Annotated in this window: 23 protein-coding genes; 11 read left to right on the top strand and 12 right to left on the bottom strand. The window is 67.8% G+C overall.

Features of this window, described 5'->3' with window-relative positions:
* The 3 genes from ACWDR3_RS24205 to kstD form a co-directional block, all read left to right on the top strand.
* The coding region (locus ACWDR3_RS24205; protein ID WP_450354626.1) for an AMP-dependent synthetase/ligase at positions 1-1,446 on the top strand (1,446 nt) is incomplete at its 5' end.
* Positions 1,447-1,591: 145 nt separating this feature from the next.
* Positions 1,592-2,725, top strand: coding sequence for a sugar ABC transporter substrate-binding protein (locus ACWDR3_RS24200; RefSeq protein WP_450354625.1), 1,134 nt, complete (start codon positions 1,592-1,594; stop codon positions 2,723-2,725).
* Between the two features lie 102 nt (positions 2,726-2,827).
* Positions 2,828-4,612 (top strand): 3-oxosteroid 1-dehydrogenase, encoded by a 1,785-nt coding sequence (kstD, locus tag ACWDR3_RS24195; RefSeq protein WP_450354624.1) that lies wholly within the window; start codon positions 2,828-2,830, stop codon positions 4,610-4,612.
* 7 nt (positions 4,613-4,619) lie between these two features.
* On the opposite strand, the gene ACWDR3_RS24190 is transcribed toward kstD, so the two are convergent.
* Entirely contained in the window at positions 4,620-5,282 is a 663-nt protein-coding gene (locus tag ACWDR3_RS24190) for a class I SAM-dependent methyltransferase (RefSeq protein ID WP_450354623.1), read from the bottom strand.
* 164 nt (positions 5,283-5,446) lie between these two features.
* Positions 5,447-5,650, bottom strand: a complete 204-nt coding sequence (locus ACWDR3_RS24185) for a cold-shock protein (RefSeq protein ID WP_003992177.1) — start codon at positions 5,648-5,650, stop codon at positions 5,447-5,449.
* 296 nt (positions 5,651-5,946) lie between these two features.
* Here ACWDR3_RS24185 and ACWDR3_RS24180 point away from each other — a divergent pair, with 296 nt between their 5' ends.
* Both ACWDR3_RS24180 and ACWDR3_RS24175 read left to right on the top strand, forming a co-directional pair.
* Entirely contained in the window at positions 5,947-6,795 is an 849-nt protein-coding gene (locus ACWDR3_RS24180) for a menaquinone biosynthesis protein (protein ID WP_123998469.1), read from the top strand.
* Between the two features lie 92 nt (positions 6,796-6,887).
* A complete protein-coding gene (locus tag ACWDR3_RS24175; protein ID WP_450354622.1) occupies positions 6,888-8,708 on the top strand; it encodes a serine/threonine-protein kinase in 1,821 nt (606 codons plus the stop codon).
* 51 nt (positions 8,709-8,759) lie between these two features.
* On the opposite strand, the gene ACWDR3_RS24170 is transcribed toward ACWDR3_RS24175, so the two are convergent.
* Positions 8,760-13,322, bottom strand: a complete 4,563-nt coding sequence (locus tag ACWDR3_RS24170; protein WP_450354621.1) for an FtsK/SpoIIIE domain-containing protein — start codon at positions 13,320-13,322, stop codon at positions 8,760-8,762.
* 246 nt (positions 13,323-13,568) lie between these two features.
* Here ACWDR3_RS24170 and ACWDR3_RS24165 point away from each other — a divergent pair, with 246 nt between their 5' ends.
* Positions 13,569-13,874, top strand: coding sequence for a WXG100 family type VII secretion target (locus tag ACWDR3_RS24165; RefSeq protein WP_401714300.1), 306 nt, complete (start codon positions 13,569-13,571; stop codon positions 13,872-13,874).
* A 66-nt stretch (positions 13,875-13,940) separates the two neighbouring features.
* Here ACWDR3_RS24165 and ACWDR3_RS24160 read toward each other — a convergent pair whose 3' ends face one another.
* A complete protein-coding gene (locus ACWDR3_RS24160; protein WP_450354620.1) occupies positions 13,941-14,633 on the bottom strand; it encodes a hypothetical protein in 693 nt (230 codons plus the stop codon).
* Positions 14,634-14,710: 77 nt separating this feature from the next.
* Between ACWDR3_RS24160 and ACWDR3_RS24155 the strand changes: the two genes are divergently transcribed.
* From ACWDR3_RS24155 to ACWDR3_RS24135, 5 genes are read left to right on the top strand one after another with little or no spacing between them, the layout of a single operon-like run.
* Positions 14,711-15,016: a hypothetical protein gene (locus tag ACWDR3_RS24155; RefSeq protein WP_450354619.1), complete on the top strand. Its 306-nt coding sequence runs from the start codon at positions 14,711-14,713 to the stop codon at positions 15,014-15,016.
* Positions 15,013-16,311 (top strand): putative T7SS-secreted protein, encoded by a 1,299-nt coding sequence (locus tag ACWDR3_RS24150; RefSeq protein ID WP_450354618.1) that lies wholly within the window; start codon positions 15,013-15,015, stop codon positions 16,309-16,311. The genes ACWDR3_RS24155 and ACWDR3_RS24150 overlap by 4 nt, the downstream gene beginning before the upstream one ends.
* A gap of 51 nt (positions 16,312-16,362) precedes the next feature.
* Positions 16,363-16,941: a hypothetical protein gene (locus tag ACWDR3_RS24145; RefSeq protein WP_450354617.1), complete on the top strand. Its 579-nt coding sequence runs from the start codon at positions 16,363-16,365 to the stop codon at positions 16,939-16,941.
* Between the two features lie 5 nt (positions 16,942-16,946).
* A complete protein-coding gene (locus ACWDR3_RS24140) occupies positions 16,947-17,606 on the top strand; it encodes a hypothetical protein (protein ID WP_450354627.1) in 660 nt (219 codons plus the stop codon).
* Positions 17,603-18,166 carry a hypothetical protein gene (locus ACWDR3_RS24135; RefSeq protein ID WP_450354616.1) on the top strand — a complete coding sequence of 188 codons (564 nt, stop codon included), beginning with the start codon at positions 17,603-17,605 and terminating at the stop codon, positions 18,164-18,166. The genes ACWDR3_RS24140 and ACWDR3_RS24135 overlap by 4 nt, the downstream gene beginning before the upstream one ends.
* A 68-nt stretch (positions 18,167-18,234) precedes the next feature.
* Here the strand turns inward: ACWDR3_RS24135 and ACWDR3_RS24130 are convergent, their stop codons facing one another.
* From ACWDR3_RS24130 to ACWDR3_RS24095, 8 genes are all read right to left on the bottom strand, one after another.
* Positions 18,235-19,203 (bottom strand): hypothetical protein, encoded by a 969-nt coding sequence (locus tag ACWDR3_RS24130; RefSeq protein ID WP_450354615.1) that lies wholly within the window; start codon positions 19,201-19,203, stop codon positions 18,235-18,237.
* A gap of 53 nt (positions 19,204-19,256) precedes the next feature.
* Positions 19,257-19,916, bottom strand: coding sequence for a hypothetical protein (locus tag ACWDR3_RS24125; protein WP_450354614.1), 660 nt, complete (start codon positions 19,914-19,916; stop codon positions 19,257-19,259).
* 417 nt (positions 19,917-20,333) lie between these two features.
* The gene (locus ACWDR3_RS24120) at positions 20,334-20,996 is read right to left on the bottom strand and encodes a hypothetical protein (protein ID WP_450354613.1); all 663 of its coding nucleotides are present in this window, start codon (positions 20,994-20,996) and stop codon (positions 20,334-20,336) included.
* 30 nt (positions 20,997-21,026) lie between these two features.
* On the bottom strand, positions 21,027-21,692 hold the full coding sequence (locus tag ACWDR3_RS24115; protein WP_450354612.1) for a hypothetical protein: 666 nt from the start codon (positions 21,690-21,692) through the stop codon (positions 21,027-21,029).
* Between the two features lie 24 nt (positions 21,693-21,716).
* A complete protein-coding gene (locus ACWDR3_RS24110) occupies positions 21,717-22,895 on the bottom strand; it encodes a hypothetical protein (RefSeq protein WP_450354611.1) in 1,179 nt (392 codons plus the stop codon).
* A gap of 161 nt (positions 22,896-23,056) precedes the next feature.
* Positions 23,057-23,380 (bottom strand): hypothetical protein, encoded by a 324-nt coding sequence (locus tag ACWDR3_RS24105; RefSeq protein ID WP_450354610.1) that lies wholly within the window; start codon positions 23,378-23,380, stop codon positions 23,057-23,059.
* A gap of 92 nt (positions 23,381-23,472) precedes the next feature.
* Positions 23,473-24,486 (bottom strand): hypothetical protein, encoded by a 1,014-nt coding sequence (locus ACWDR3_RS24100; RefSeq protein WP_450354608.1) that lies wholly within the window; start codon positions 24,484-24,486, stop codon positions 23,473-23,475.
* 5 nt (positions 24,487-24,491) lie between these two features.
* On the bottom strand, positions 24,492-25,136 hold the full coding sequence (locus tag ACWDR3_RS24095; protein WP_450354607.1) for a hypothetical protein: 645 nt from the start codon (positions 25,134-25,136) through the stop codon (positions 24,492-24,494).
* Positions 25,137-25,145: the final 9 nt, after the last annotated feature.

Below are 25,145 nucleotides of genomic sequence, written 5' to 3'. Positions count from 1 at the left end.
CAGGCCTCGGCGCTCGGCCCGGAGCTCAACCGGCTGCCCGACCTGCGCCACATGTGGGTCGTGGAGAAAGGCCACTTGGACCGGCTCGCGGAGCTCGGGCAGCCGGTGCCCGACCAGGAGATCTCCGTACGCCGGGGCATGCTGGTCCCCGACACCCTCGCCACCGTCATCTACACCTCGGGCACCACGGGCCGCCCCAAGGGCTGTGTGCTCACGCACGCCAACTTCCTGGCGGAGGTCGACAACGCGATCGAACTCCTCTACCCCGTCTTCAAGTCGAAGACCTCCGACGAGCCCGCCACCCTTCTCTTCCTCCCCATGTCGCACGTCTTCGGCCGCATGGTGGCCGTGGCCTGCGTACGCGCCCGGGTCCGCCTCGGCCACGCGCCGAGCCTCCAGGCCGAGGACCTCATCGCGGACCTCGGCAGCTTCAAGCCGACCTTCCTGCTCGCCATCCCCTACATGCTGGAGAAGGTCTACAACAGCGCCCGCGCCAGGGCGGAGAGCGGCGGCCGGGCCTCGTCCTTCGACCGCGCCGCCAGCGTGGCCCAGCGCTACGGCGAGGCCATGGAGGCCCGCCACGCGGGCACCGGGTCGGGCCCCGGCACGGCCCTGAAGACGGCCCGCACCTTCTACGACCCGCTCGTCTACCGCCGTATCCGCAACGCCATGGGCGGCCGCATCCGCCAACTCATCTGCGGCGGCTCACCGTTGGGCCGCAACCTCGCCGCGTTCTACGCCGGCGCGGGCATGGAGGTCTACGAGGGCTACGGCCTCACCGAGTCCACCGGTGCCGCGACCTGCACCCCGCCCCTCAAACCCCGGCTCGGCACGGTGGGTTGGCCCATGCCCGGCACGAAGGTGCGGATCGCGGCCGACGGCGAGATCCTGCTCAGCGGCGGACACGTCTTCCGCGGCTACTGGGACCCGCACGCTGGCGGGGTGGTACCCGCGTCGACGGACGGCTGGTTCGCGACCGGAGACATCGGCCAGTTGGACGACGAGGGCTATCTGACGATCACCGGCCGCAAGAAGGAGATCCTGATCACCGCGGGCGGCAAGAACGTGGCGCCTGCCCCGCTGGAGAACTGGCTGCGCCAACACCCCCTGATCTCCCAGTGCATGGTCCTCGGCGACCGCCGCCCCTACGTCTCCGCGCTCATCACCCTCGACCTCGACGGCATCACCCACTGGCGGCAGATGAACGGCAAGCATCCGGTTCCGGCCGAACTTCTGGTCAATGACGAGGAGTTGCACCAGGTCCTCCAACGGGCCGTGGACGAGGCCAACAAGATGGTCTCCCGCCCCGAGTCCATCCGCCGATTCACCGTCCTGCCACGCGACTTCACCGAGGCCGAGGGCCATTTGACGCCCTCCATGAAGCTCCGCCGGGAAACGGTCATGAAGGACTTCGCCGCGGATGTGGAGGGCTTGTACACGAAGTAGGGAGCTCCCTCGCCTTGTTACGACAACATCTTGACGTAACACACGTGTGACGGTTGGCTGTCGGCCACTCGGGTATCCACGTGTCCCCCGCGGGCCCCGAGAAACCGCTTCCCCCCACGCCCCGCCCGCTCGGAAGGCCCCCGTCGTGAACGCTTCCCCCCGCCGGACCGCTGTGCGCCGCTCGGCCACGGTCCTGGCCGTCCTCAGCACCGCCCTCTCCCTCACCGCGTGCGGCGCAGTGGACGCCATCAGCGGGGGCGGCAGCTCCTCGTCACCGACGAAGGGCGACGACCTCACGGTGGGCCTCCTGCTGCCGGACAAGGACACGGCACGCTTCGAGAAGTTCGACTACCCCATCATCAAGAAGCAGGTCACCACCCTCACCAACGGCAAGGGCAAGGTCGTCTACGCCAACGCCGAGGCGAGCGTGGCCAAACAGAGCAGCCAGTTCCAGAAGATGATCGACGACCAGGTGGACGTCGTCCTGGTGGACGCCCTGGACTCCAAGGCCATCTCCACCGAGGTGCAGAAGGCCAAGGACGCCGGGATACCGGTCATCGCCTACGACCGGCTCGCCCAGGGCCCGATCGACGCCTACGTCTCCCACGACAACGAACTCGTCGGCGAGGTGCAGGGCCGGGCCGTCGTCACCGCCCTCGGCGACAAGGCCGCGAGCAGCAAGATCGTCATGATGGACGGCGACGTCAACGACCCCAACACCGCCAGCTTCAAGGCCGGTGCGCTCAGCGAGCTCAAGGGCAAGGTCGTCATCGCCAAGGAGTACGAGACCCCGCAGTGGCTGCCGGCCACCGCCAAGGCCAACATGCTCAAGGCGATCCAGTCGATCGGGCTCGGCAACATCGCGGCCGTCTACTCCGCCAACGACGGCATGGCCGGCGCCGTCATCGACGCCCTCAAGGAGGCCGGCGCCAACAAGATCCCGCCGGTCACCGGGCAGGACGCGAACCTGGACGCCGTCCAGCGGGTCGTCTCGGGCGAGCAGTACATGACGGTGTACAAGTCCTTCCTGCTGGAGGCCACCGGCGCCGCCAAGCTGGCGGTCGCGCGGGTCCAGGGCCGCGACATCGAGTTCGACGCGCTGACCCAGGACCGGGTCGACAGCCCGACGCAGAAGGACATCCCCGCGAACCTGGTGCCGGTGGTCGCCCTCACCAAGGACAACATCGAGCAGACGCTGATCGCGGACGGCGTCTACACCGTCAAGGACATCTGCACCCAGGCCTACGCGGCGGACTGCGCGCAGATCGGCCTCAACTGACCTATCGGGCACGGCATTTCGCCCGCGCCCGGTTATTGACTTCACAAGACCCTCGCGCGACATTCCGGTCCCCTTGTCCCCGTTCGGCGGGAGGAACCCGAGATGTCCACGAGCACGTACACGGAGCCCGGCAGACCCATCGGGCTGCCGACCCGCAGACAGGTGCTCGGCACCTCCGCGGCGGCCGGTGTCGCCCTCGCGACCGGCGCCGGCCCGGCCACCGCGGCCGCCCCGCCGCTCCTGGGTACGTACGACGTCGTCGTGATCGGCTCCGGGGCGGCCGGCATGACCGCCGCGCTCACCGCGGCCAAGGCGGGCCTGAGTTGCGTGGTCGTCGAGAAGGCGGCCACCTTCGGCGGCTCGGCCGCCCGCTCCGGGGCCGGCATCTGGATCCCCAACAACCCGGTGCTGCTGGCCGCGGGCGTCCCGGACACGCCCGCCAAGGCCGCCGCCTACCTCGCCGCCGTCGTCGGCCCGGACGTCCCGGCCGCCCGGCAGCAGGCCTTCCTCGCCCACGGCCCGGCGATGATCTCCTTCGTCATGGCCAACAGCCCGCTGCGCTTCCGCTGGATGGAGGGGTACAGCGACTACTACCCCGAACTCCCCGGCGGCCTCCCGAACGGCCGCTCCATCGAACCCGACCAGCTCGACGGCAACGTCCTCGGCGCCGAACTCGCCCACCTCAACCCGCCCTACCTGGACGTCCCGGCCGGCCTCGTCGTCTTCAGCGCCGACTACAAATGGCTCGCCCTGTCCGCCGTGAGCGTCAAGGGCGCCGCCGTCGCCGCCGAATGCCTGGCCCGCGGCACCAAGGCCGCCCTGCTGGGCCAGAAACCGCTCACCATGGGCCAGTCCCTGGCCGCCGGACTGCGCGCCGGGCTCCAGAGCGCCGGCGTCCCGGTATGGCTGAACACCCCGCTCACCAGCCTGTACGTCGAGGGCGGCGCCGTCACCGGAGCCGTCGTCACGCGCGCGGGCGCCGCCGGTCTCGTACGCGCCCGGCGCGGTGTCGTCGTGGGCTCCGGCGGATTCGAGCACAACGCGGCCATGCGGGCCCAGTACCAGCGCCAGCCGATCGGCACCGACTGGACCGTCGGCGCGAAGGAGAACACCGGCGACGGCATCCGGGCCGGCCAACAGGCCGGCGGCGCCCTGGCGTTGATGGACGACGCCTGGTGGGGCCCGGCGATCCCGCTGCCCGACGACCCGTACTTCTGCCTCGCCGAACGCACCCTCCCCGGCGGCCTGATGATCAACGCCGCCGGCAGCCGCTTCGTCAACGAGGCCGCCCCCTACAGCGATGTCGTGCACACCATGTACGACCGCAACCCCACCGACCCCGACATCCCGGCCTGGCTGGTCGTCGACCAGAACTACCGCAACCGCTACCTCTTTCGGGACATCGCCCCGACCTTCGTCCTGCCCGACGACTGGTACGGCTCGGGCGCCGCCCACAAGGCCTGGTCCTTCGACGCCCTCGCCGCGTCCATCGGCGTCCCGGCGGCCGCGCTGCGCACCACGGTCAGCCGCTTCAACTCCCAGGCCCTGGTGGGAAAGGACCCCGACTTCCACCGCGGCGACAGCGCGTACGACCACTACTACACGGACCCCGCCGTCCTCCCCAACTCCTGCCTCGCGCCCCTGTGGCTGCCCCCGTACTACGCCTTCAAGATCGTCCCCGGCGACCTCGGCACCAAGGGCGGCCTGGTGACCGACGCGATGGCGCGCGTGCTGCGGTCCGACGGCTCCGTCATCCCGGGCCTGTACGCCGCCGGGAACGCCAGCGCGGCGGTGATGGGCCACAGCTACGCGGGCGCGGGCTCGACGATCGGTCCGGCGATGACGTTCGGGTACATCGCGGCGCGGGATCTGGCGGGGGTGCTCTAGCGGGGGCTCACAGGGAGGCTCCCGGCGGGGTTCTGCGGGCCAGCAGGAAGGCGTGCTGGACGTACTCCTGGCGGTCTTCGTCCGGCTCCCGTACGGTCCGCGAGAGCATCGTGAAACCGGCTTCGCCGAGCAGCTCCTCGATCAGTTCCGGCCGCCGCCGCTGGAAGCCGAGCGTGACGTCGTGGCCGAACGGCCGGTCGTGAAACCGGGTCCGGTCGCCGACCTGGAAGCCGAGCAGCAGATGACCGCCCGGCGCCAGCACCCGGTGGAACTCGCCGAACAGGTCGGGGAGCCGCTCGGGCGGGGTGTGGATGGACGAGTACCAGCACACCACCCCCGCCAGCTGCCCGTCGGCCAGCCCCGAGTCGAGCATCGACCCCTGCTCGAAGCGCAGCTCCGGATGCTCCCGGCGGGCCACCGCCAGCATCCCCTCGGACAGATCCATGCCGAAGACGTCGAGGCCGAGCCCGGCGAGATACGCGGTCACCCGCCCCGGCCCGCACCCCAGGTCCGCCACCTGCCCGCCCCGGCCCACGCTCTCGGCGTACGCCCCGAGCAGCGCCCGCTCCAGCGGATGTCCGGCGTGCCCGTCGCGGAAGCGCTCCGAGTAGTCCTCGGCGATGGTGTCGTAGAAGGTGCGGGTGGCTGTGACGAAGTCGGGTTCGGTCATGTCCCGGACGCTACCGACGACCACTGACAACGCCTCCGACCTGCAACACCCCCACCGCTTCCGCCCGCGCAGCACAAAGGCAGGAGCCCCGTCGCCTTGCGGCGCGGGGCTCCTTGGGTAGTGCAACTCGTACTCAGATCGCCGGGCCGACGGCCCAGGTCACATCAGACCGGCGTGACGTTCTCCGCCTGCGGGCCCTTCGGACCCTGGGTCACGTCGAAGGAAACCTGCTGGTTCTCCTCGAGCGAGCGGAAACCGGACGCGTTGATCGCGGAGTAGTGAACGAAGACGTCGGGGCCTCCGCCTTCTTGGGCGATGAATCCAAAGCCCTTTTCGGCGTTGAACCACTTCACGGTTCCGGTAGCCATAAGCCCTCCTTGGGCCCAAAGGGTCGCCCTGCTCCAGAACCCTGCACGTGTGAAAACAAGTCCCGCACTACTGCATACGTCTGAAAACGACTAGAGCCCGCGGTTACATGCTCCGCAGGCTCTGTACTGCAAGGGAAACCAAACTGCAACTTGCGGCGAGCCTAGCATGTGGGCACCCGAAAGCAATAGAGGCCAAGATCACGTCACCGGAACGTTTGATCCCGGGCGTGTCGCGTTGACGGCGAGCCGGTGGGGGCGGTCGCCATACCACGCGCCGCAGGGTCTAGCCTCGCGATGTGGACAATTCTCGCACCCGGCCGCGCGTCGGACACATCCAGTTCCTGAACTGCCTGCCCCTGTACTGGGGGCTCGCGAGGACCGGCACCCTCCTCGACATCGAGCTCACGAAGGACACCCCGGACAAGCTCAACGAGAAGCTGGTGCGGGGCGACCTCGACATCGGCCCCATCGCCACCGCCGAGTTCCTCAAGCACGCGGACGACCTGGTCGTCTTCCCGGACATCGCCGTCGGCTGCGACGGTCCCGTCCTGTCCTGCGTCATCGTCTCCCAGGTCCCGCTGACGGAGCTGGACGGCGCCCGGGTCGCCCTCGGGTCGACCTCCCGCACCTCCGTCCGCCTCGCCCAGCTGCTCCTCTCGGACCGCTACGGCGTGACCCCCGACTACTACACGTGTCCGCCCGACCTCAGCCTGATGATGCAGGAGGCGGACGCGGCGGTCCTGATCGGCGACGCGGCCCTGCGGGCCTACTTCCACGACGGCCCGCGCTACGGCCTCCAGGTGCACGACCTCGGCGCGCTCTGGAAGGAGTGGACCGGACTGCCCTTCGTCTTCGCCGTCTGGGCGGCCCGCCGCGACTACCTGGAACGCGAGCCGGAGATCACCCACAAGGTCCACGAGGCCTTCCTCGCCTCCCGCAACCTCTCCCTGGAGGAGGTCGGCAAGGTCGCCGAGCAGGCGGCCCGCTGGGAGGTCTTCGACGAGCAGGTCCTGGAGCAGTACTTCACGACCCTCGACTTCGACTTCGGCGCCCCCCAGCTGGCCGCGGTCGAGGAGTTCGCCCGCCGGATCGGCCCGACGAGCGGTCTCCCGGCCGACCTGAAGGTGAATCTGCTCCAGCCGTAGCCGATCCGTGGGCGATCCGTAGCCGGCGGGGAGCTTTCCGGCGGCCGTGGGCGCACTACCCTTCTACTCGTTACGGGGGAGGGGTGGACGTCATGCAACCGCTCGGAGTCGACGAGCCCACCGTCGTGGGGCCCTACCGCCTGCTCGGCCGGCTCGGTTCCGGCGGGATGGGCCGGGTCTACCTGGGCCGCAGCGCCGGGGGCCGCACGGTCGCGGTGAAGATCGTGCACCCGCACTTCGCCCTCGACGAGGAGTTCCGCGCCCGCTTCCGGCGCGAGGTGGACGCGGCCCGGCGGGTGGGCGGCGCCTGGACCGCCCCGGTGCTCGACGCCGACCCGCAGGCCGCCGTCCCCTGGGTCGCCACGGCGTACGCCGCCGGCCCGTCCCTGACCGGCGCGGTCACGGACGTAGGCCCGCTGCCCGCCCATTCCGTACGGGTCCTGGGCGCCGGCCTCGCCGAGGCGCTGACGGCCGTGCACGAACTGGGCCTGGTCCACCGGGACGTGAAGCCCTCCAACGTCCTGCTCACCCTGGACGGCCCCCTCCTCATCGACTTCGGCATCGCCCGCGCCACCGACGGCACGGCCTCCCTCACCTCGACCGGGGTCTCCATCGGCTCGCCCGGCTACATGTCCCCCGAGCAGATCCTCGGCAAGGGCGCCACGGCGGCGGCCGACGTCTTCTCGCTCGGCGCGGTACTGGCGTACGCGGCGACCGGCGAACCGCCGTTCCCGGGCGACTCGTCGGCCGCCCTGCTCTACCGGGTCGTCCATGAGCCGCCCGAACTCGGCTCGCTGGAGGGCGAGTTGCGGGAGGTGGTCGAGGCCTGCCTGGTCAAGGACCCGACCGCCCGGCCGACCCCGCCCGAACTGGCCCGCCGGCTCGCTCCCAAGGGGGCGGCCCGGCTGGTGGCGGGCGGGTGGCTGCCGGGGGCGCTGGTGGAGCAGGTGAGCCGAAGTGCCGTACAGCTGTTGAATCTTGAGGGGGTGCTGGGGGAGGCGGGGCAAGAGGGAACGGGCCAAGCAGGAACGGGGCTGAGGGAGGCGGCTTCCGGGCCGGTGGGGTTCAGCAGTCCGTCGGTCGATTCGAGTGGTTCCGTGGGGCAGTTCGGGCCGCCGCCGACGATGGCTCCGCCGATGCCCACCGCTACTCCGGCGGCTGTGCCTGTCTCCGTCCCCGAGCCGCGTGACGCGGCCCCGCACGAGACGGTGTCCCCGTCCGGTCCCGTGGACGAGCGGCCCGGGAAGCTGTCCGTCTCCGTGGCCGCGTCGTCCGCGCCGGGGGCCGGCGGGCGGGGGCGGCGGATGAGCTGCACGGTGGCGCTGGCGGTCGCGGGGGCGTTGGCGGCGGTGACGGTGGGGTCGGTGTTCCTGTTCGATCTGATGCCGAAGGGCGGGAGCAGCAACGACGCGTCGGGCGACGCGAGTTCCAAGTCCTCGGCGCCGGCGGCCACTTCGGGGAACGAGCCCGGCTCCTCCGCGAGCCCGAAGCCCAGTTCCCGCGACACCGGCAGCGCGACGCCGAGCCCCGGCCCGACGAGCGCGGGTCAGAGCGCCGGGTCCGCCGTCCCCGACTCCTATCTGGGCACCTGGGAGGGCTCGGCCCTCGCCCTCGACGGCACGCTCCCGGTCGGCACCTTCCGGCTGACCGTCCGACAGGCCGCCGTGGGCGAGGCGTTGGGCACCCTGCGCCAGACCGACCAGCTCGGCGGCACCTGCGACGACAACCTCACCGTGAAGTCGGTGACCAAGAAGGAGATCGTCGCCACGTCGACCGGCGCCGCGTCCAACCACGACGGGTGCAATCCGACACCGCACACAGTGCGGTTGTCGCGGGTGGGGGACGACCTGAAGTACGTGTCGGACAGCGAGGCGGAGGGCAATCCGACGTCGCGGATGTCGAAGGTCGAGTAGGGGTGAGGGCGGGGGCCTTCGGCTGTATGCCGGGGTCCCCGCCCCTCCCGCCTACATCGGCGTCGTCACCGTGACGTGGTCCCCGCCGCCCAGGTGGAGCATGCCCTTGCCGGGGGTGACCGGGCCGCCGACCATGCTGCGGTTGGTGCGGATGCCGATGAGTTCGCCGGAGCCGGACTCCTGCGGGGAGAGCAGGATGCCGCGGCGGGCCTTCTTCGCGTCGACCTGCCAGCCGGAGAAACCGTCGCAGATCTCGTCCTCGTCACCGGCGATGACGACGGCGAGGCCCTCCTCGACGCCGCGTTCGACGATGCGCTTGAAGACGTCCTCGGCGTCGCAGTCGTCCAGCACCTCGGCGTCGTCGACCAGCACGACGATCGGCTCGGCCGGGCTGGCCGTCCCGACCAGCTCCTCCAGCTCGTCCTCGTCGACGTCCCGTCCGGTGAAGACCTTCAACACGCCTTCCTGGCCGTCGAGTTCACGGAGCGGAGAGGGGCGCGGGGCGGCGATCACGAGACGTACGCCCTGGGTGAGGTAGGAGCGGGCGAAGTTCAACAGCACCGTGCTGCGACCGGACTTGGCGGGGCCGCCGATCACGAACGCCGGGATGCCCTGGGCGAGGTCGGGGCCGAACGCGGTGAGTTCGTCGCCGCCGACGCCCGCGATCGCCCACAGCGGGGCGGCGGAGGTCGCCGGTTCGCGCATCGCCCACGCGTCCTCGAAGGAGATCCGGCTCGGCAGCACGTCGACCCGGAACGGGCGCCGCTCGCGCGGGACTTGGGAATCCCGGGCGGCCGCCGCCTCGCCGATCGCCACCAGCGCCGCGTTCTGGCCCTGCCCTGTGGTGTCCTCGGAGAGCAGCGCGAACTGCGTCTCCGCCGCCGTCTCGTTGCGGAAGGCGCGGCCCGGCGGGATCTCCTCGGGCACCTTGCGGGAGTTGATGTCCAGCATCGAGAAGTCGGCGCGGTCGGCGAGCCGCAGACCGAACTTGTCCTCGGTGAGGGAGGAGATACGGCCCGCCAGCAGCTGCCGGTCACCGGTGATCACGACATGGATGCCGACGCTCGCGCCTTCCCGCATCATCACCATGACCTGGTCGGTCAGTTCACCGTGGTTGTGCTCGCCGAGCGTGGGCAGCCAGCCCTCCCAGCGGTCGAGCAGCAGCACGATGTGCGGCAGTCGTTCCTCCTCGGTGACGGCGGCCCGCTGCTCGCCGATGTCGGCGAACCCCTTGTCGGCCAACAGGTCCTGACGGCGGGTCACTTCACTGCCGAGCCGCCCGATGAGCCGCTCCACCCGCTCCAGCTGGTTGCGGCTGACGACCGCGCCGCAGTGCGGCAGCCGGGTCAGCGCGTTCAGCGCGCCGTTGCCGCAGTCGATGCCGTAAAGGTGCACGTCCGCACAGGAGTTGGTGCGGGCCAGCGAACCGGCGATGGTCCGCAGCAGCTGCGAGCGGCCGGTGCGCGGGGCGCCGGCCACGATGAGGTGCCCGAAGGTCGCGAAGTCCACGGCGACCGCACGCCGGGCCTGGTCGGCGGGCAGGTCCTCGACGCCGTACGGGGCGGCGGGCAGTGAGCCCTGGGCCTGCACGGCCGGGACGTCGTCGAGCAGCAGCGAGTCGTCCAGCGCGGGCAGCCACGGCGAGTGCTGTGCGGGGATGCCGAGGGCCGTGTTGGCCTCCCGTACGACGTCCACCAGCACCTTGAGGTCGGTGATCTCGTCGTCCTCGCGGGCCTCGGACTTGGGCTTCTGCAGCGCCCCGCGCCCCAGGTCCTGCCAGGTCAGCGGCCCGGCCCAGGGCGCGAGCGTCGCCGGATCGGCGGCACCGGGACGCCGGCCACCGACCCGCCCCGACTGGAAGGGCACCAGGGAGGCGTGACCGAGTCGGACGTACGCCCGTCCCGGTGTGCTCTTCGCGATGTGCCCGGCGTCGGGCGCGTCGATGACGTCCGTGGACTCACCGGCGTCGGTCACGCGCAGCGCGATGCGGAGGTTGGTGTTGGCGCGGATCTCCGGGGAGACCACACCACTTGGCCGCTGGGTGGCGAGCAGCAGGTGGATGCCGAGCGAACGCCCTCGCTGGGCGATGTTGACGAGACCGGCGACGAAGTCGGGCAGGTCACGCACCATCGACGCGAACTCGTCGATGACGATGAGGAGTCGGGGCACCGGAGGATTGCTCGGCTCCCTCCGCACCAGGTCCTGGTAGTCCTCGATGTCCTTGGCGTCGGCGGCGGCGAGGATGTGCTCGCGGCGCTTCAACTCGGCGCCCAGCGACTCCAGCGCGCGCTCGACGAGGTGGGCGTCGAGGTCGGTCACCATGCCGACGGTGTGCGGGAGTCGGACACAGTCCTTGAAGGCGGCGCCGCCCTTGTAGTCGACCAGGACGAACGTCATGTTCTCCGGCGTGTTCGCGACGGCGAGCGCCGCGACAATGGTCTGCAGCAGCTCCGACTTGCCCGAACCGGTCGTACCGGCGATCAGCCCGTGCGGGCCGTCCCGTCGCAGGTCGATGCCGAACGGACCGTCGTACGACTCACCGATGACGGCCATCGTCGACTGCCCGCCCATCCGCCACCGCGCGGCGACCGCGTCCCGCGTGGGCGGCTCCAGTTGGAGCACGTCCAGCAGCCGGCTGGCCCCGGGCAGCGCCGAGTCCTCGGTCTCGCCGCTGATGTCGCGCAGCGGTGAGAGGGAGCGGGCGAGCCGGGCGCACCAGGCGGCGGAGACGAAGTCCGGCCGTACGTTCCGCTTGCGCAGCGCCCCGCTCTGCTCGACCCGCAGCCGCAACTCCAGTACCTGCTCGGCCTGTTGCTCGTCCTGCTGGGCGTTGGGATGCCAGGCCTGGAAGGAGGGGAAGCCACCGGCGGACTGCGCGGCGACGGGAACGGCGGCGGAGGAGTCCTCGGTCCGATGCGGCTCGGCGACGACCACGGCTTGGCACTCGCCGGGCAGGAAGCGCTCCTCCTCGTCCAGACAGACCGACCGGATCGCGACCCCCGGACCCTCCCGCAGCAGTCGTACGACGCCGGGCATGGACCGCAGCCGCCGAGAGCCGTCCCATACGACGACGATGTCGGGGTCGCTGAAGGCGGGACCGTCGGTCTTGTTGCGGCCGCCCTGCTGGAGGGCCTTCTGGCGGCCGTCGAGGAGCTGGGTCAACTCACCCACGCGGGCCGCGACGGTCTCGGCGTCGGTGCCGATGAGGACGTTGACGTCCTGGCCGCCGGTGGGGCGGGAGTGCGGCAGCCAGCGCACCCAGTCCCAGCGGTCGTGGGCGTCGTTGTCGGTGAGGACGTAGAGCTGCACGTCCATCGGGCTGTGCAGGACGGCGGTCTGGGCGACGGCCCAACGCCCCAGCGCGTGCGCGGAGTCACCGGGCCCGGCGACACCGACGACCCCGAGGTCGCGCAGCGAGAGCGCGACCGGCGCGTCCTCGATGTACCAGCGGACCTTGCGCTTGTGCTCGTCCTGCTCCGGGTCGTCCAACTCGACCTCGGAGGGGAGACGGCCGGTGCCGAAGCGGAGCAGCAGATGGTCGGCGTCGGTGCGCCGCCGCTCCCACAGCCGGGTGCGCGGTCCGGTGCCGAAGGTCAGCACGGCGGCCGGATCGGGCACGGCCTGCCGCCGATCGGCCCGCTCGGTGACGAGAGCTTCTTGCGCGTCCTTCTCGATCCGAGCCTTGTGTTCCTTGTATTCCTTCTGCTGCTTGGCGTGGGACTTGCGCCCGTGCTTCTTGTCCATGAAGTAGTTGCCGAAGAGCATCAGCGGGCTCATCAGCGCCATGATCAGGTAGTACCAGCGCCCGAACATCATCACCGACACCACCGCGCCGACCAGCGGCAACACCGCCATCAGCCAGGGCAGCGGCCGGGCTTCGTAGTCGCTGGGCGGGTTCGGCAACGAGAAGCTGGTCTGCCGGTCGGCGGGCCGCAGCCGCGGGGGCCGGTTGTAGTCGAGCGCGGCACCGTCGTCGGACCACTTCAGGGCGGCGTTGGGAGGGGAGTATGCGTTGATCTCCAACAGGGTGTTGCCGAGGGAGAGTTGGGAGGTGAGGGGCCATTCGCCGCCGGTGAAGTCCTCGCCGTCGAGGCGGGGTTGGCTTTCGGTGCTCTCTTTACTTATGTGGAGGGCGAGTTGGCAGGTGCCGTCGATGGCGATGGAGAGGGTGGCGGCGCGGGCGGGGAGTTCGGGGTCGTCGACGCGGAGGTGTGCGGCCGGTCCGCTGCCGATGTCGTACTTGCCGACCCCGAGCCGGTGCACGGTACCGGCGGCGGGACCGCCCACCACCCGGAACTCCACGACACCGGTGGGCTCCCCGAGCAGACACCCGGCGGGGTCGTGCAGGCTGACGACGACGCCGTCGCGCAGGGGCGAGCCGACGACGTCGGCGGCGGGGTCGAGGGCGTACCCGTCGACGTAGGCGAGGGGGGAGGAGCCGGCTGCCATGCCCCTCTGCGCGCCAATCGGAATGATCTGCGCACTCCCACTCAAACCGACATGCTTCGCCAACTCCCCGGTGATGTCACCGACGGTGGACTCCGGATCGGCGTCGAGCACCACGTCGGCACTGGCACCGCCGAGCGGGTCGACGACGGTAAGACTCAGGCGCACGCTAGGTCCCCCAACAGACTCAACACAGACTGGGAGCGACCTTAGCCCGAGAGCCTTTGCCGTACGCAACGGGATGTGCGACGGTTCACGATTCCCTTGCACGAGGCCCCTGTGGCCCCACGGGCCGCACCCGTAAGATCTTTGCTCGTGCGGACTACCGCTGTGCCGAGGTACGGCGGGGCGGCTCGCGCGAACGGTGCCACGGGGGAAGGCCCTGAGGCCACACCAACGGGAGGGAGTGCCGTCATGGGCAAGGGCAAAGACGCAGACCTTACTTATGCCGAGATGGAGAAGGTCGCGGGTGACCTGATCAAGGACATGCACGACCTGGAAGACAAGATCAAGTCGGTCGAGAAGCGGGTCTCGGCACTGGTCGAGAACGGCTTCTCCACCCAGAAGGCCTCCGGAGCGTACGACGACTCCATGAAGGACTTCACCAAGGGTGCGACGAAGACGATCCAGGGGCTGCACGGGCTTTCGGACTTCTTGAAGAAGGCGAAGGAAGCGTACGAGCAGCTGGACGATCAGTTGGCGAAGTCGGCCAAGGGCTGATCGACTCGGCGGATGCGCGTCCGTGCGATGGGGGCACAGGCCTTGTGCCCCCATCGCACCCGCGTTTCATGCCTCGGTGCTCTGGATCTCGCCTGTCTCCGGGTGACGCATCAGGTACTTGTGCAGGTCGCTGCGCCATTCCTCGGAGGTCAGGGTCAGCCAGGTGTCGTCCTTGAAGCGGATACGCAGTTTGTTGCTCTCGTACGCGGGGAGCGGGTCCTCAAGGACGGCTTCTCCGGCAGGGATCTCGGCGACGATGTGCATACGTTCGTCCCGGCGGACGGACACCCGCTTGGGCGGCGCGGCCAGCAGGATGCGGCCCTGGGCCAGCAGCACGAACCGTTGGTGGTGCGAGGAGTGGCTGTACCAACGCAGCAGGAACTGGGCAGCAGCCCCGTTCCAGTTGCCGTCGAAGGTCTTGTCGAGGCCGAGTTCGACGATGGCCTTGTCCCGTCGCTCGACATCGAGGTCCGCGGCGCGGGCACGGTCGCGCTCTTCCTTCGTCGACAGCATCCGCTTGAGGGCTTCCTCGCCTGAGGCCAGGAGGCTGAACAACATGGCGATCGGCATGAAGGGTGCGACCAACACGGCGCCGAGCATGCCGAGGGGCCTCAGGAACGCGGGCCGCAAGGGGCCCGCCCCAGAAGCCTGGTACACGTCCGCGGGCGGCTCGGGAATCTTGCCGATGGTGCACCAGGCCCCGGCGTCCGTGGCTACGCCGAGGCGGTTCCGTATGGTGCGGTCGGTGCTCCTGGACAAACCCGTCTCACCTTCCTTGCTGCTGTGGGGGACACCGTGCAGCAGTGTCTCATGTTCATGATGGGGGAAATTCTTCAATGGCCGACAGAACCGCGTACGACCTCGACATGATCAAAGGGTGTTCGCGTTCTCTGGGAAAGATTCAACGTGAGTTCGAGGAACACGGGAATCCTGCGGACGGTTATGAGGACGATCTGGGACACGGTGGCCTGAAAGACGCTTTCGATGACTTCGGCAGCACGTGGAAGAAGACACGGAAGAAGCTGGCGAAGGAGCTCAAGAAACTGGCCGAGTACACGGATGCCGCAGCCCAGAAGTACGAAGAGATCGACCACGAGTTGGCCAAGGCCATCGCTGACGCTACGGGGAAGGGAAAGAAGTGAGCAGGCGATCCAGTGACTGGCCGCCACTGTGGGACGAGGATCCCACGCCGGGTGATCCTGATGAAGTGGCGGCACTCGGGCGCAAGTTGCGCAGGATGGCCGACATGATCGATGAACAGGCGCGGGCCATCAAGGCGTTGTCCTCGGTGGAGGGCTGGGACAGCGACGCGGGACGGGCTTTCAACGAGATCGCCGACGGCGCCGGCGACCGGCTCAAGAAATCCTTCGAGCGATACGACGAGGCGGCCAAGGCGCTGGGCACCAAGGTGGCCGAGGGCGAGTCGAAGGAATTCGCCGGTGAACTGCACCGTGCTCAGAAGCAGGCCGACAAGGCGTTGGTGAACTACCTTGAGGCGAAGTCGGATCATGACCTCGCCGACCGGGAAGTGAAGAAGTTCACCGACAAGTATCTCGTGAGCCAGATACCCGAGGCCGACAGGCCCGAGTACGAACGATGGGTGAAGAAGCGCGAGGATGCGCTGCATCGGATAGGCCAGGCACGCAAGGACGTCAAAGACGCCAAGGACATCTTTGACGACGCGGGGGATCGCGCGGCCCGGCACATCAAGGATGTCGTGCATCACGACGCGGTGCGTGACCCGGGTGGGTTCATGAACTGGCTCGCCGACTGGGCGGATCGCTTCTCCAACATTTCCGCGATCCTGTCCGTGCTCGCGGTCATCTGTGCGTTCATTCCACCCCTTCAGTTCCTCGTGCCCATCTTCGCCACCCTCGCGGTTCTCTCCAGCGCGGCCGCACTGGCCGGCCACGCCTACGACATGTCGGTGCGCGGCGGAAAGGTCAACTGGCTGAAGCTGGGTACCGACTTCCTGGGTGTGCTTCCCGGGCTGGGGGCGATGAAGGGATTCAGGGCACTCGTCGGCCTCAAGGGTGTCTCCAAGCTCAGCGCTTTCGGGAAACTCGGCACCTGGGGCTCGTTCAGAGGCATCGCCGCCGTCGACGGTATCGGACACAACTTCCTCAACGGCCTCAGCGTCGGCTTGACGAACAAGGTCCTGGAGGGAGGCCTGAAACTGGGCAACAGGCTCGCCACATCCAAGGTCGGGGCCGTCGTTCCCGAGCTTCCTGAAGTGTTCAAACCGCTCGGTGGAAAGCAGATCACTGCGGCCATCAAGGGCAGCGGGCTCGCGAGTGCGCTCCACCGCATGTTCAGTGGGGAGAACGGTGGGTCGACCGGCTACCAGGAACCTGAGCAGCCAGCGGCCACGCCGCCCACGCCGAATCCGTCTCCCGGGCCGTCGCCGCAGCCCTTCCATGCTGCCCTGGCCGCATAGCGGCAACGATGCGACTACGGATGGAAGCTCCATGGAAGGGGGCCGGACGACGTGAGTGAAACAACGGACCTTGGCGAATGGGAGTTCGTCGGCCGCAGAGGCACCGATCCTGCGAAACTCGTCCCGGGCGAGGTGATTGCCGCCGTTCCGGTGGCGAGGGCATTGGCGGAGCGGTCGGCCGAGGAACTCCGCTTCGACTTCCTCGACGATCGGGGCGTACTTCGTATGCTCCGGCGCCGGCATCACGACGAGATCGAGATGTTCAACGCGGGATTCAAGATCGGGGTCCCTCTGGCGATCGTCGGATTCGGCGCCGCTGTGTACTGGGGCGGGGTGGTCCAGTACTGGGAGTCGAGGACGGCCCGTACCGCCTACGCCGTCGTTGCCGTTGCCGTCGTCCTGGTACTGCTGGCCCTGTTCGTGCGAACCGCCATGGCCCACTGGGGCGATCCCGTCCGGCAGAATCTCCGGGCCCGGGCTCGCAGGTACCGTGAGCTGGCGCACCTGGCCCGCAGAGAAGGCGCAGACGTCCCCGCCCACTATCCGCACTACGGCCCGTATCCGTTCGCGGCCGGTTTCCACCCCGAGGTGGACGAAGCGGAGTTCGCTGATGGAGAAGACCTGTCGTGAGTGCGATGGCAGCTGAGGAGAATCGCCAAGGCATGGTCGGAGGTCCGGGTATCGACGTCCGGTGGATCATGCCGGAGGGATTCTTCGAGATCCCGATGGATGCGGAGGATCTGGACGCGACGGCCGAGCAACTCATAGAGATGTCCCGAGCGGTGATGCCGGAGGCGACATTCGAGGTGCAATTGCAGTGGGCGGTGATGGTCGCCGCTCACTACGACTCGTTCATCGAGGCCGGGATCCAGTACTCGGGTTTCGTGCTGACCGAGGTGGACGGCGAACGTTGCACGGCGACGGTCACCATAAGCATGATCGATCTGGATGAGAGGGCCGGAACCCAGCCTGTGGGATTCCTCGCCTCGACGATGCGTCACCTCGGCATCGGACAGGTCGGCGAGATCGCGCTTCCCTGTGGTCCTGCCGTCTCCTGCATAGGTACGCGCAAAGGAACCCTCGACGGAAGTCTCACGGCCTCGGGAAGTGACGAACCAGTGGTGACGTCCTTCATCCAGGTTCAGATACCGCTCAACAACGGCACGGCTCTGGTCCTGGAGATGGGCACTCCGACGCCCAAGGGCTGGGACGTCTTCTCGGCCATGTTCGCCGGCGTGGTGAAGAGCGTCCGTCTGTTCAACGAGTCGGGCAAGTCGGTTGTGATGCCTGGATGATTCCGCACCCCGATGCGACGGCACCTCCCAGCGACTACCGGCTGCTGGTCCCCCGGGACTGGTTCCGTATCGACCTCACGCAGGACCGCTGGCGCGCACAACTGAAGACCTTTGTGGACCATCAGGCCGAGGGCAGGAGTGCTCCGGCCGAGACCAAGCAGGAAGTCTGGGCGACCCTTCGCAACACCGCGGAAGCCGGAGTCAGGAACGGCGCCTTGGAATTCTTTCTCAGACCCGAGCTGGACGACGGCGGCATTCTCCCTGCGTCCCTCATCGTTTCCCTGATCCCCCGCACCGGGTCTCTGACTCCCGACGATCTACGAGCATCGTTCGAGGTGAGGGGAGGGGCAGACGCTCAGGACACAGAGGTGTCGACCATCGAACTTCCGGCGGGACAGACCGTACGAATCCGCACACCGACAACCATGGATCTGTACGTCCAGATGCCCGGAGCTGTCGGTTACCTGGTCCTCGGGTTCGCGGTACCTCTGAGTGGCACGACAGGACCGATGTACCGGTTGTGTTCGGCCATCAGCGAGTCCTTGCGCTGGATCGTTTGAAATCCTGGGCGGTCCTCATAGGCCTCGGGAGAAGCGGGCGGCCGGTTGCGTTCACCGCCCGCTTCCCATCAGCGGTTGACGGCCTGGATCTCCTTCACGGTCACGTCCTGCTCGTACGTGGACAGGCCGTCCGGCAGGGCCGGTTGCTGCGGCGCTCCGTCGGGGTCGGCGGAGTCGGTCCAGGTCACTTTCCAGGTGATCGACGCGTTGAAGGGGTAGGTGTTGCTGCCGGACGAACGGCGGTAGGTGATGTTGCAGCCCGCGTCCGTGCTGTCGACCGTGTAGCCGTCCTTGGCCTTGACCAGGTCGTACGTACAGCTCTGCGGGTCGGCGTCCGCCGTGCCGGCCTCGACCTTGAGGGCGACGGGGGTCGCGACCGTGGTGGCGGCCATCTGGACGCCCTTGTAGTCGATGCTGGCCGTCGTCCATACGCGGTCGAAGGCGTTCTCGAGCTTCACCCGGGTACCGAGGTTCACGATGAGCCGGTCCGCGCGCGGGCTCAGTTCCACGGGCGGGGTGGGCAACTTCGTTGAGTTGTAGGCCAGTTCGGAGAGGATCTGCGGAGTCAGCTGGTTCGGTTCCGGTCGCGGCTGGGCCGGAGGAACCCAGAGCTCCCAGTTGTCCGTCGTGACGGGGCACGCCTCGGTGAAGTTGTCGTCCCGGAACTTCACCTGCCACCACAGGCCCTTGTCGCCCTTGTGATAGTCCTCGTCGGCCCGCTCCTTGGCGTAACTCGCCGCGGGTTCCTGGGCGCCCTTGTACGCGGTTTTGATGAACTCCTCGTACTCCTCGGGGGAGTACATCGGCTCGTACCAGCAGACGGGGGGCTTCCAGTTGGCGTTGGAGGACGTGGCGGTTGTGGTGGAGGAGGACGAGCCGGTCTTTTTCTGGCTGATGCGGATGTGGGCGCCGATGGTGCCCTTCCCGGAGTCGGCGCCGGGGTCGGAGGCCGGCTGCTCGGGCTGGGTGGTGCCCGTGCCTCCGCCGCTTCCCCGAGTGTCGTCCGCATACGCAGGGAATGTCGTCCCCAGTGCCACGACAAGTCCCGCGGCGGCGACCGTCCGAAGAACAGGACCAACAGCGCCCGCCCCTACCGCTGCACGCACGACGCGTCCGCCTTCTTCCAGTTCTGCTGCGTGACCTGCCAGTCGCCGGCGGAGTCCTTCTGGGCCTGCAGGGTGTACAGGACGAAGCTCTTGTCGGTGACCTTGGTACGCAGCACCTTCTGGGTCTTGATCTCCTTGCTGAACGCCTTGCTCTGGTCCTCGCAGTAACGCGCCGCCGCGGTCTTGCCGTTCGCGACGTCCGTGACCTCGAAGTTGTAGTACCTGTACTGGCCCGTGAGGGTGAGGCCGTCCTTCTTGAAGTCCGCGACCTGCTGCACCCAGTAGGTGAAGGCGGCACCCGCGAAGTAGCGGTTCATGTTCGTGGTCTGGCTCTTGCCCTGGGCGAAGGCCTCGATGTTGGCCTGCGTCGAGTGCGCCACATCTCGCAGAATCGCGTCCTTCGTCGTGTCCCCGGTCGGGTTCCGGTCGACGGTCACCTTGACGTCCGACGGAAAGTCGAAACTCGGCGCGTTCTTCTCGGCTGTCGCCGAGGCGGAGGGCGTGGCCGAACCCGAATCCTCGCTGTCGGCCCCCGCGATCTTGTCGTTGGCCTTGGAGCTGTCGTCCCCGCCCCCGCAAGCCGTCAGCAGCAGACCTGCGGCTGCGGCCAGCGCGACGGCGGTGGGCAAAGTGCGGCGCTTCACTGTGGACTCCCCGTGAGACTGAAGTTCGGCAAGAGGACAAACGCTATCGGTGGGGTTCCGGGTTTCGCCACCGCGAAGTTCCCAGCAAAGCTGGCGAATTGTGGGCATGGCGGACACTGGGGGTGTGTGATGTGTCCTGCTGATGCCTAAGCCGCCTGCCGTTGCCGACGGATGCCGGTCGAGCGCCGGGCACTGCCGAAGTCCGGGGTTTCGCTTCGCTATCGGGGTGCCCGTATCGCGTCTTCGGAACCGAGGGGCACGTCGATGGATGTGGGCCGTGTTCGTTTCTGTGGCGTCCTCTCCATCACTCGGTGTCCGGGGACGCGAAGACCGATGACCAGAAGCTCCTTGCCGCCGTCCGCCGGGCAGGAGAGAACACCGGCGATACCGGTCGGTCCACAACTCTGTCGTGGATTTCTACTGCGCTTCGGCCAATGGAGATTCGAAACTCGTGAGTTCTGCGATCTGCCGGAGGATCCCGCGGTACTGGTCACGCCGCTCCACCGCCGTGGTGCTCAGGGTGAGGACCGCCAGGCGTCTGCAGTCAGGGTGGGGCAGATAGGCGTAGATCTGGAGCAGTGGCGTCGGCGGTAGGCCGGCTCTGTGAGATGGGCTGCGGACGGTTTCGCCCATCGATGTGGGTCCGCTGGGCAGGTCCAAGTACTCGATGTGAGTGTGCTCCTCCCTCGACGCGACTGCTCGCGCCGCGCTCACCGCACGCGGGGACCACGCAATGTCGCGCCATGACACGGTGAAGAGGGAGTGCAGGGTTCTTCTGCTGTCTTCGCCTACGTCGTCGCGGTGCACCCCGAGTGAGCAATGGACCGTGCCCACTTCGTGCAGGGCGCGAAGGAGTTGTTGTCCCGATGCCAGTTGGGCGATGAACTGTTGGCGGGTGACGCCGTCGGGAATGGCCTCCAACAGCGGGGCGAGAGCTTCTTTGAGCCGGTTTGCCTCGGTGGACTGGGGAGGGGCGAGCAAGACGTCTGCCGGCATCTCGGTAAAACCGCCGGGTACGGCGAACCAGATACCGGCCCTCGGGTCATTGACGGAATCGGCGATGGCGATGCGGGATTGCATGACAGTGAGATTTCGTGGTCGTCGAAGAGATCAGGGACGGACAGGCCGGACACCGGCACGTTGTCCTCGTTCGATGTCCTCGACGGTCGCACCCCAGTCGGTGACAGAGATACGGCCTCCGTCAGCGCCCGCCTGCTGATGCAGGAAGCGGAACCGTCGGGGCGCGGAGCCGTCGGGCGAGGGCGCGGCGAGTACGCCAATGAAACGGGGGTCTCCCGCAAACCACACCACGCCGATCTGGGCCTTCAGCTCACGAGCGGCACGTGGGGCCATGCGACGGCTCCACCATCCCACCCCCCAGTGCCGGGGGAACACCATGGGCAGCCGTTCTTCCGGGCGGGCCGGGTTCGGGAACTCGAACCAGCCGTACTGCCTGCCGACGACGTCGGGCCGCTCGGCAAGGCCACACGAGGCGTCGCTGTACAGGTGCCACGGGTACACCTGCAGAGTGCGCCTCATCCGGAAGACCGAGGGGAGGACGAACACCTGCAGGAAGGCTCGGTAGAAGGAGTACACGAGGAACGGCGCGACGAGGATCGCGTACCCGGGGGACAGGAAAACCGACAGGACGGCAAGGAGCGCGAACCACAGGGCGATCCAGCCGACGAGACCGAGCGCGTTCACCGCCAGCTGCCTCAGCCAGGCCCGCCGGGTCGGTGGGTGCTCCCATGCGACGGGGTTATCTGCGGGATTCATATCGACTCTCTTCCATCCTCTCAGTCAGAACGCGTGCCGGGCGAGGTCGATCAGCGCGCCCCCGTCCAGGACGCTTCTTACGCCGTCGATACCGGTGCTGCCGTCCTTGGCACCGTCGTTGTCCAGTTCATCCGCCGCACTGGAGGCCAGGCCGTACCCGGCGGTCGCGACACCGAGTGAAGCCGAACTGATCTCCACGACCTCTCCGGCGCGCGCGGAATCACGGGCGCCACGCACCACAAGATCCAGAGCGGGATTCCCCAGGTCGGAGATCGCCTTCGCCTCACTCATCGTCTTACTGCCGAGCGTCGTCACAACTCGTCCGAGCGATACTGCCTCCTCGCCGGCGTGCAGGGTGCTCACTGTTGCGCGGACGCCTGTGCTCACCGCGGTCACGCCCGGAACGAGTCCCAGAACGTCACCACCGAGGCTGACGACGTTTCCCCAGAAATCGGAGTCGAACTCGCCCTCGGTGAAGCCGTCCTTCAACGAGGCGAGCACTTCGGGATCGGACAATCGCTTGACGAGGGCGTAGGCGCTCAGCGCGGCGGCCGTGAACAGCAGGACGGCCGCAGCTGTTCCTCCCGTCGCCACGAAAAGAGCCACCAAGCCGATGACACCTGCAGCGAAACTCAGGATGTCGGGCAGATTCTCCGTGAACCAATCAGCGAATTCCTCGAGCCAGCCCGGTTCGTGAGGCGCCAGCTTCTTCGTGGCGTCCCGAATCTTGCCGGCCCGGTATCGGGACTTCTCCTCGTGCTCCGCTGCGAGCTTCTTGGCCCTTCCGATGACCTGATCGAGCTCGTTCTGAGCCTGGTCCACCGCTGTGTTGGCCGCGGTGAGGGTTTTCTGCGCCTTGTCGTGCCGACTGCCCTTGACCTCAAGGCCCGGGGCCTTCGTCGCAGCCGAGGCTTGCCCATTTGCCGTGTCTACGACGTCCCGCGCATCCTTGGCTGCCTGTTCGAGCTTCTTGGCTCGCCGTTGAAACTCCTCGAGTTCACCCTCCCATCCGTTGAGCTGTCGGGCGGCCTTCCGGAGAGAGTGCGCGGCGTTCTTCAGGTTGAGCGGGAGGGGACCGCCTTCGAGTTGTTCGCGGAAGGCTACAGCGGCGTCGCCCTTCCAGTAGCTGCCGTCCATGAGTTTGGTGACGATCCCGTGCGTCTCTTCCAGGACCTTGGCACAGCTGCTCAGCTTCTTGTACAACTCGTGGACCGTATCCGTGTCACCCGGGGTTGGATTGAAGCCCAAGTGTGGATAGTTGGGATTCGGGATGGTCGGCGATGACTTCAATCCTTGGGGCAGGGAGCCGTTTCGGGCTGCGGGCGAACTGCCGTACGGGGGCTGTTCCAAGTCTGACGTAACAGTCACTTCTTGTCTCCTGCGTTCCCGTTTCCGTGCCTGGATCTCCGCAAGGCTTCTTCCAGTGCCTTGTCCACTTCTTCGAAGCTCTTTTTGTTCTGGCCGACAATCTTGGCCAGACCTTCGGTCTGCTCGGCGATCTCGGCGGCTCCGTACTTCCAGTCTTCCTGGAAGTCCTCGCATGCCGAGTCCAGGTCGTCCGTACCCAAGCCAGTGACAGTCGCATCGCCCAAGGCTTTGCGCAGGCCCTTCAACGAAGTGCTGGATTTATTCAAGAGCTTCATGAAATGCGCAAGTTCACCGCCGTCCACGGCGAGCCGGTCAGCCATGTGCCGGGTTCCTCTTCCCGTTTGAACTGTCGCCGCCTGAGTCGGGAGGCGCTGTCGGTCCACCGCCCGGCGGTTGGTTCCGTGCTGCTGCGTCAGCGGTTGACGGCCTGGATCTCCTGGACGACAACGTCCTGGTCCGTGCCGAAGGCACCGTTCGGTAGCTTGCCGTGCTCGCCGTTGGATCCCTCCCAGGTGATCTCCCACGTGATCGTGGCTCTGAGCTGGTATCTGCCACCGTCCGACGAGCGGAGGTAGGCCACACCGCAGGGAGGGGTTGCGTCGGCCTTTCCCTTTGCGTAGGGCTCGCCGATGGAGCCGTCGGCGTGGATGGCGCACTCGCCGTCGGACGGGTGTGTCGTCGCGTCGGGCGTGCCGGGATCGAGTGTGAGGGAGACAGGCCTGGCGGTCGTCGTGGCCGAGGCCGTCCAGTCGCCGACGCTGAGGGAAGCGGTGACCGACACGCTGTGGAAGTGGGTCTTGTCGAGCCAAGCCCATGTGGGGAGGTTGACTTTGGTGGTCCCTTCCGGGGCAAGGGCTACCTCGGTGTCAGGAACCTGAATTCGGCTGTATGCCAGTCCGGCAAGCGTTTCGACGTCAATGGCGTTCGTGACCGTAGAGGTCTCGCCGCTGGTCACCCAGAAGTCCGGCTCGCGGCACTCCCAGATGTGCGGGTCCGTGGGCCGGCTGTCGTCACGGGCCGAGGTCCAGAACAGGCCGTCGCCTGCCATCTTCTTGTTGAAGTCGGTATAGGGGTGGCCATCCTGGAATCGGTACTTCATCCCCTCGACAGCATCCTCTTTGCCGGAGAAGAGGGAGGAAGCGAGCAGATCCTCATACTGCCGCTCCTTCTCCTCCGGGGTGTACTTCGGTTCGTACCAGCACGCTGGGGGAGTCCACGTGCCCAGGGTGCTGACTGTTCCGGTGGATTCTCCGCGCCCGTTCTTCGACAGGCCGAATCTCACCTGAGAGGAAATTGACCGATTTGTGGAGTCGGCGCTGGTGTCGACGGAGCCGGGCGGCTCGCTTCCGCCTCTGATCGCGTGCGCCGTGCCGGTGCTGAGAACGCAGAGCGTCGACAGGAAGTAGATGGCCGCACGGCTCTCCATCGCCCTTACTGGACACACGACTTGTATCCCCGCTGCGAGACGATGCCCACCGTCCGCCACACGCCTTTGCCGTCCTTCTCCAGGCGCGTGTTGTGGAGGACGTACGACTTGCTGGTTGCGTCCGCGATTTCAACCTTCTTGGTCGTCTTGTCCTGGTTGTATGCCCTGCTCTCGTCTGAGCAGTAGACGACGGCGGCGGCGGACGACTCGCTGGAGGCGGTCACGTTGGCGTCGTAATAGCGGACGGTTCCGATGTAGGTGGAGTTGTTGTCCACGAACCACTTCACCCAGCCGACGGCGTCCATGAATGCCTCGCCTTTCCAGTAGAAGCTCAGGGCTGGTTCCTTGGCATTGCCCTGAGCGGCGGCGTAGTCGAGGGCGAGGCGCGCCTGTGCGGCGTCGGAGAGGATCGCGTCCTTCGTGGTGTCCCCAGTCTTCCAGTCCTGGAAGACGTCTTTGACGCCCTTCGGCAGCGTGATTTTTGGGCGCTCGGAGTTGTCCGGCCGAGTGGCGCTCGGCGAAGTCGACGCCGCGGGGCCGCCTCTGTCGGCTCCCGCGATCTTGTCGTTGGCTTGGGAGTTGTTGTTCCTGCCCCCGCAGGCTGTCAGCAGCACGCTTGTGGCTGCGGCCAGCGCGACAGTGGTGGGCAAAGTGCGGCG

Source organism: Streptomyces sp. NPDC001002, assembly GCF_053599215.1.
The sequence above is the reverse complement of the archived record's forward strand: the minus strand, read 5'-3'. Positions and strand labels throughout refer to the sequence as shown.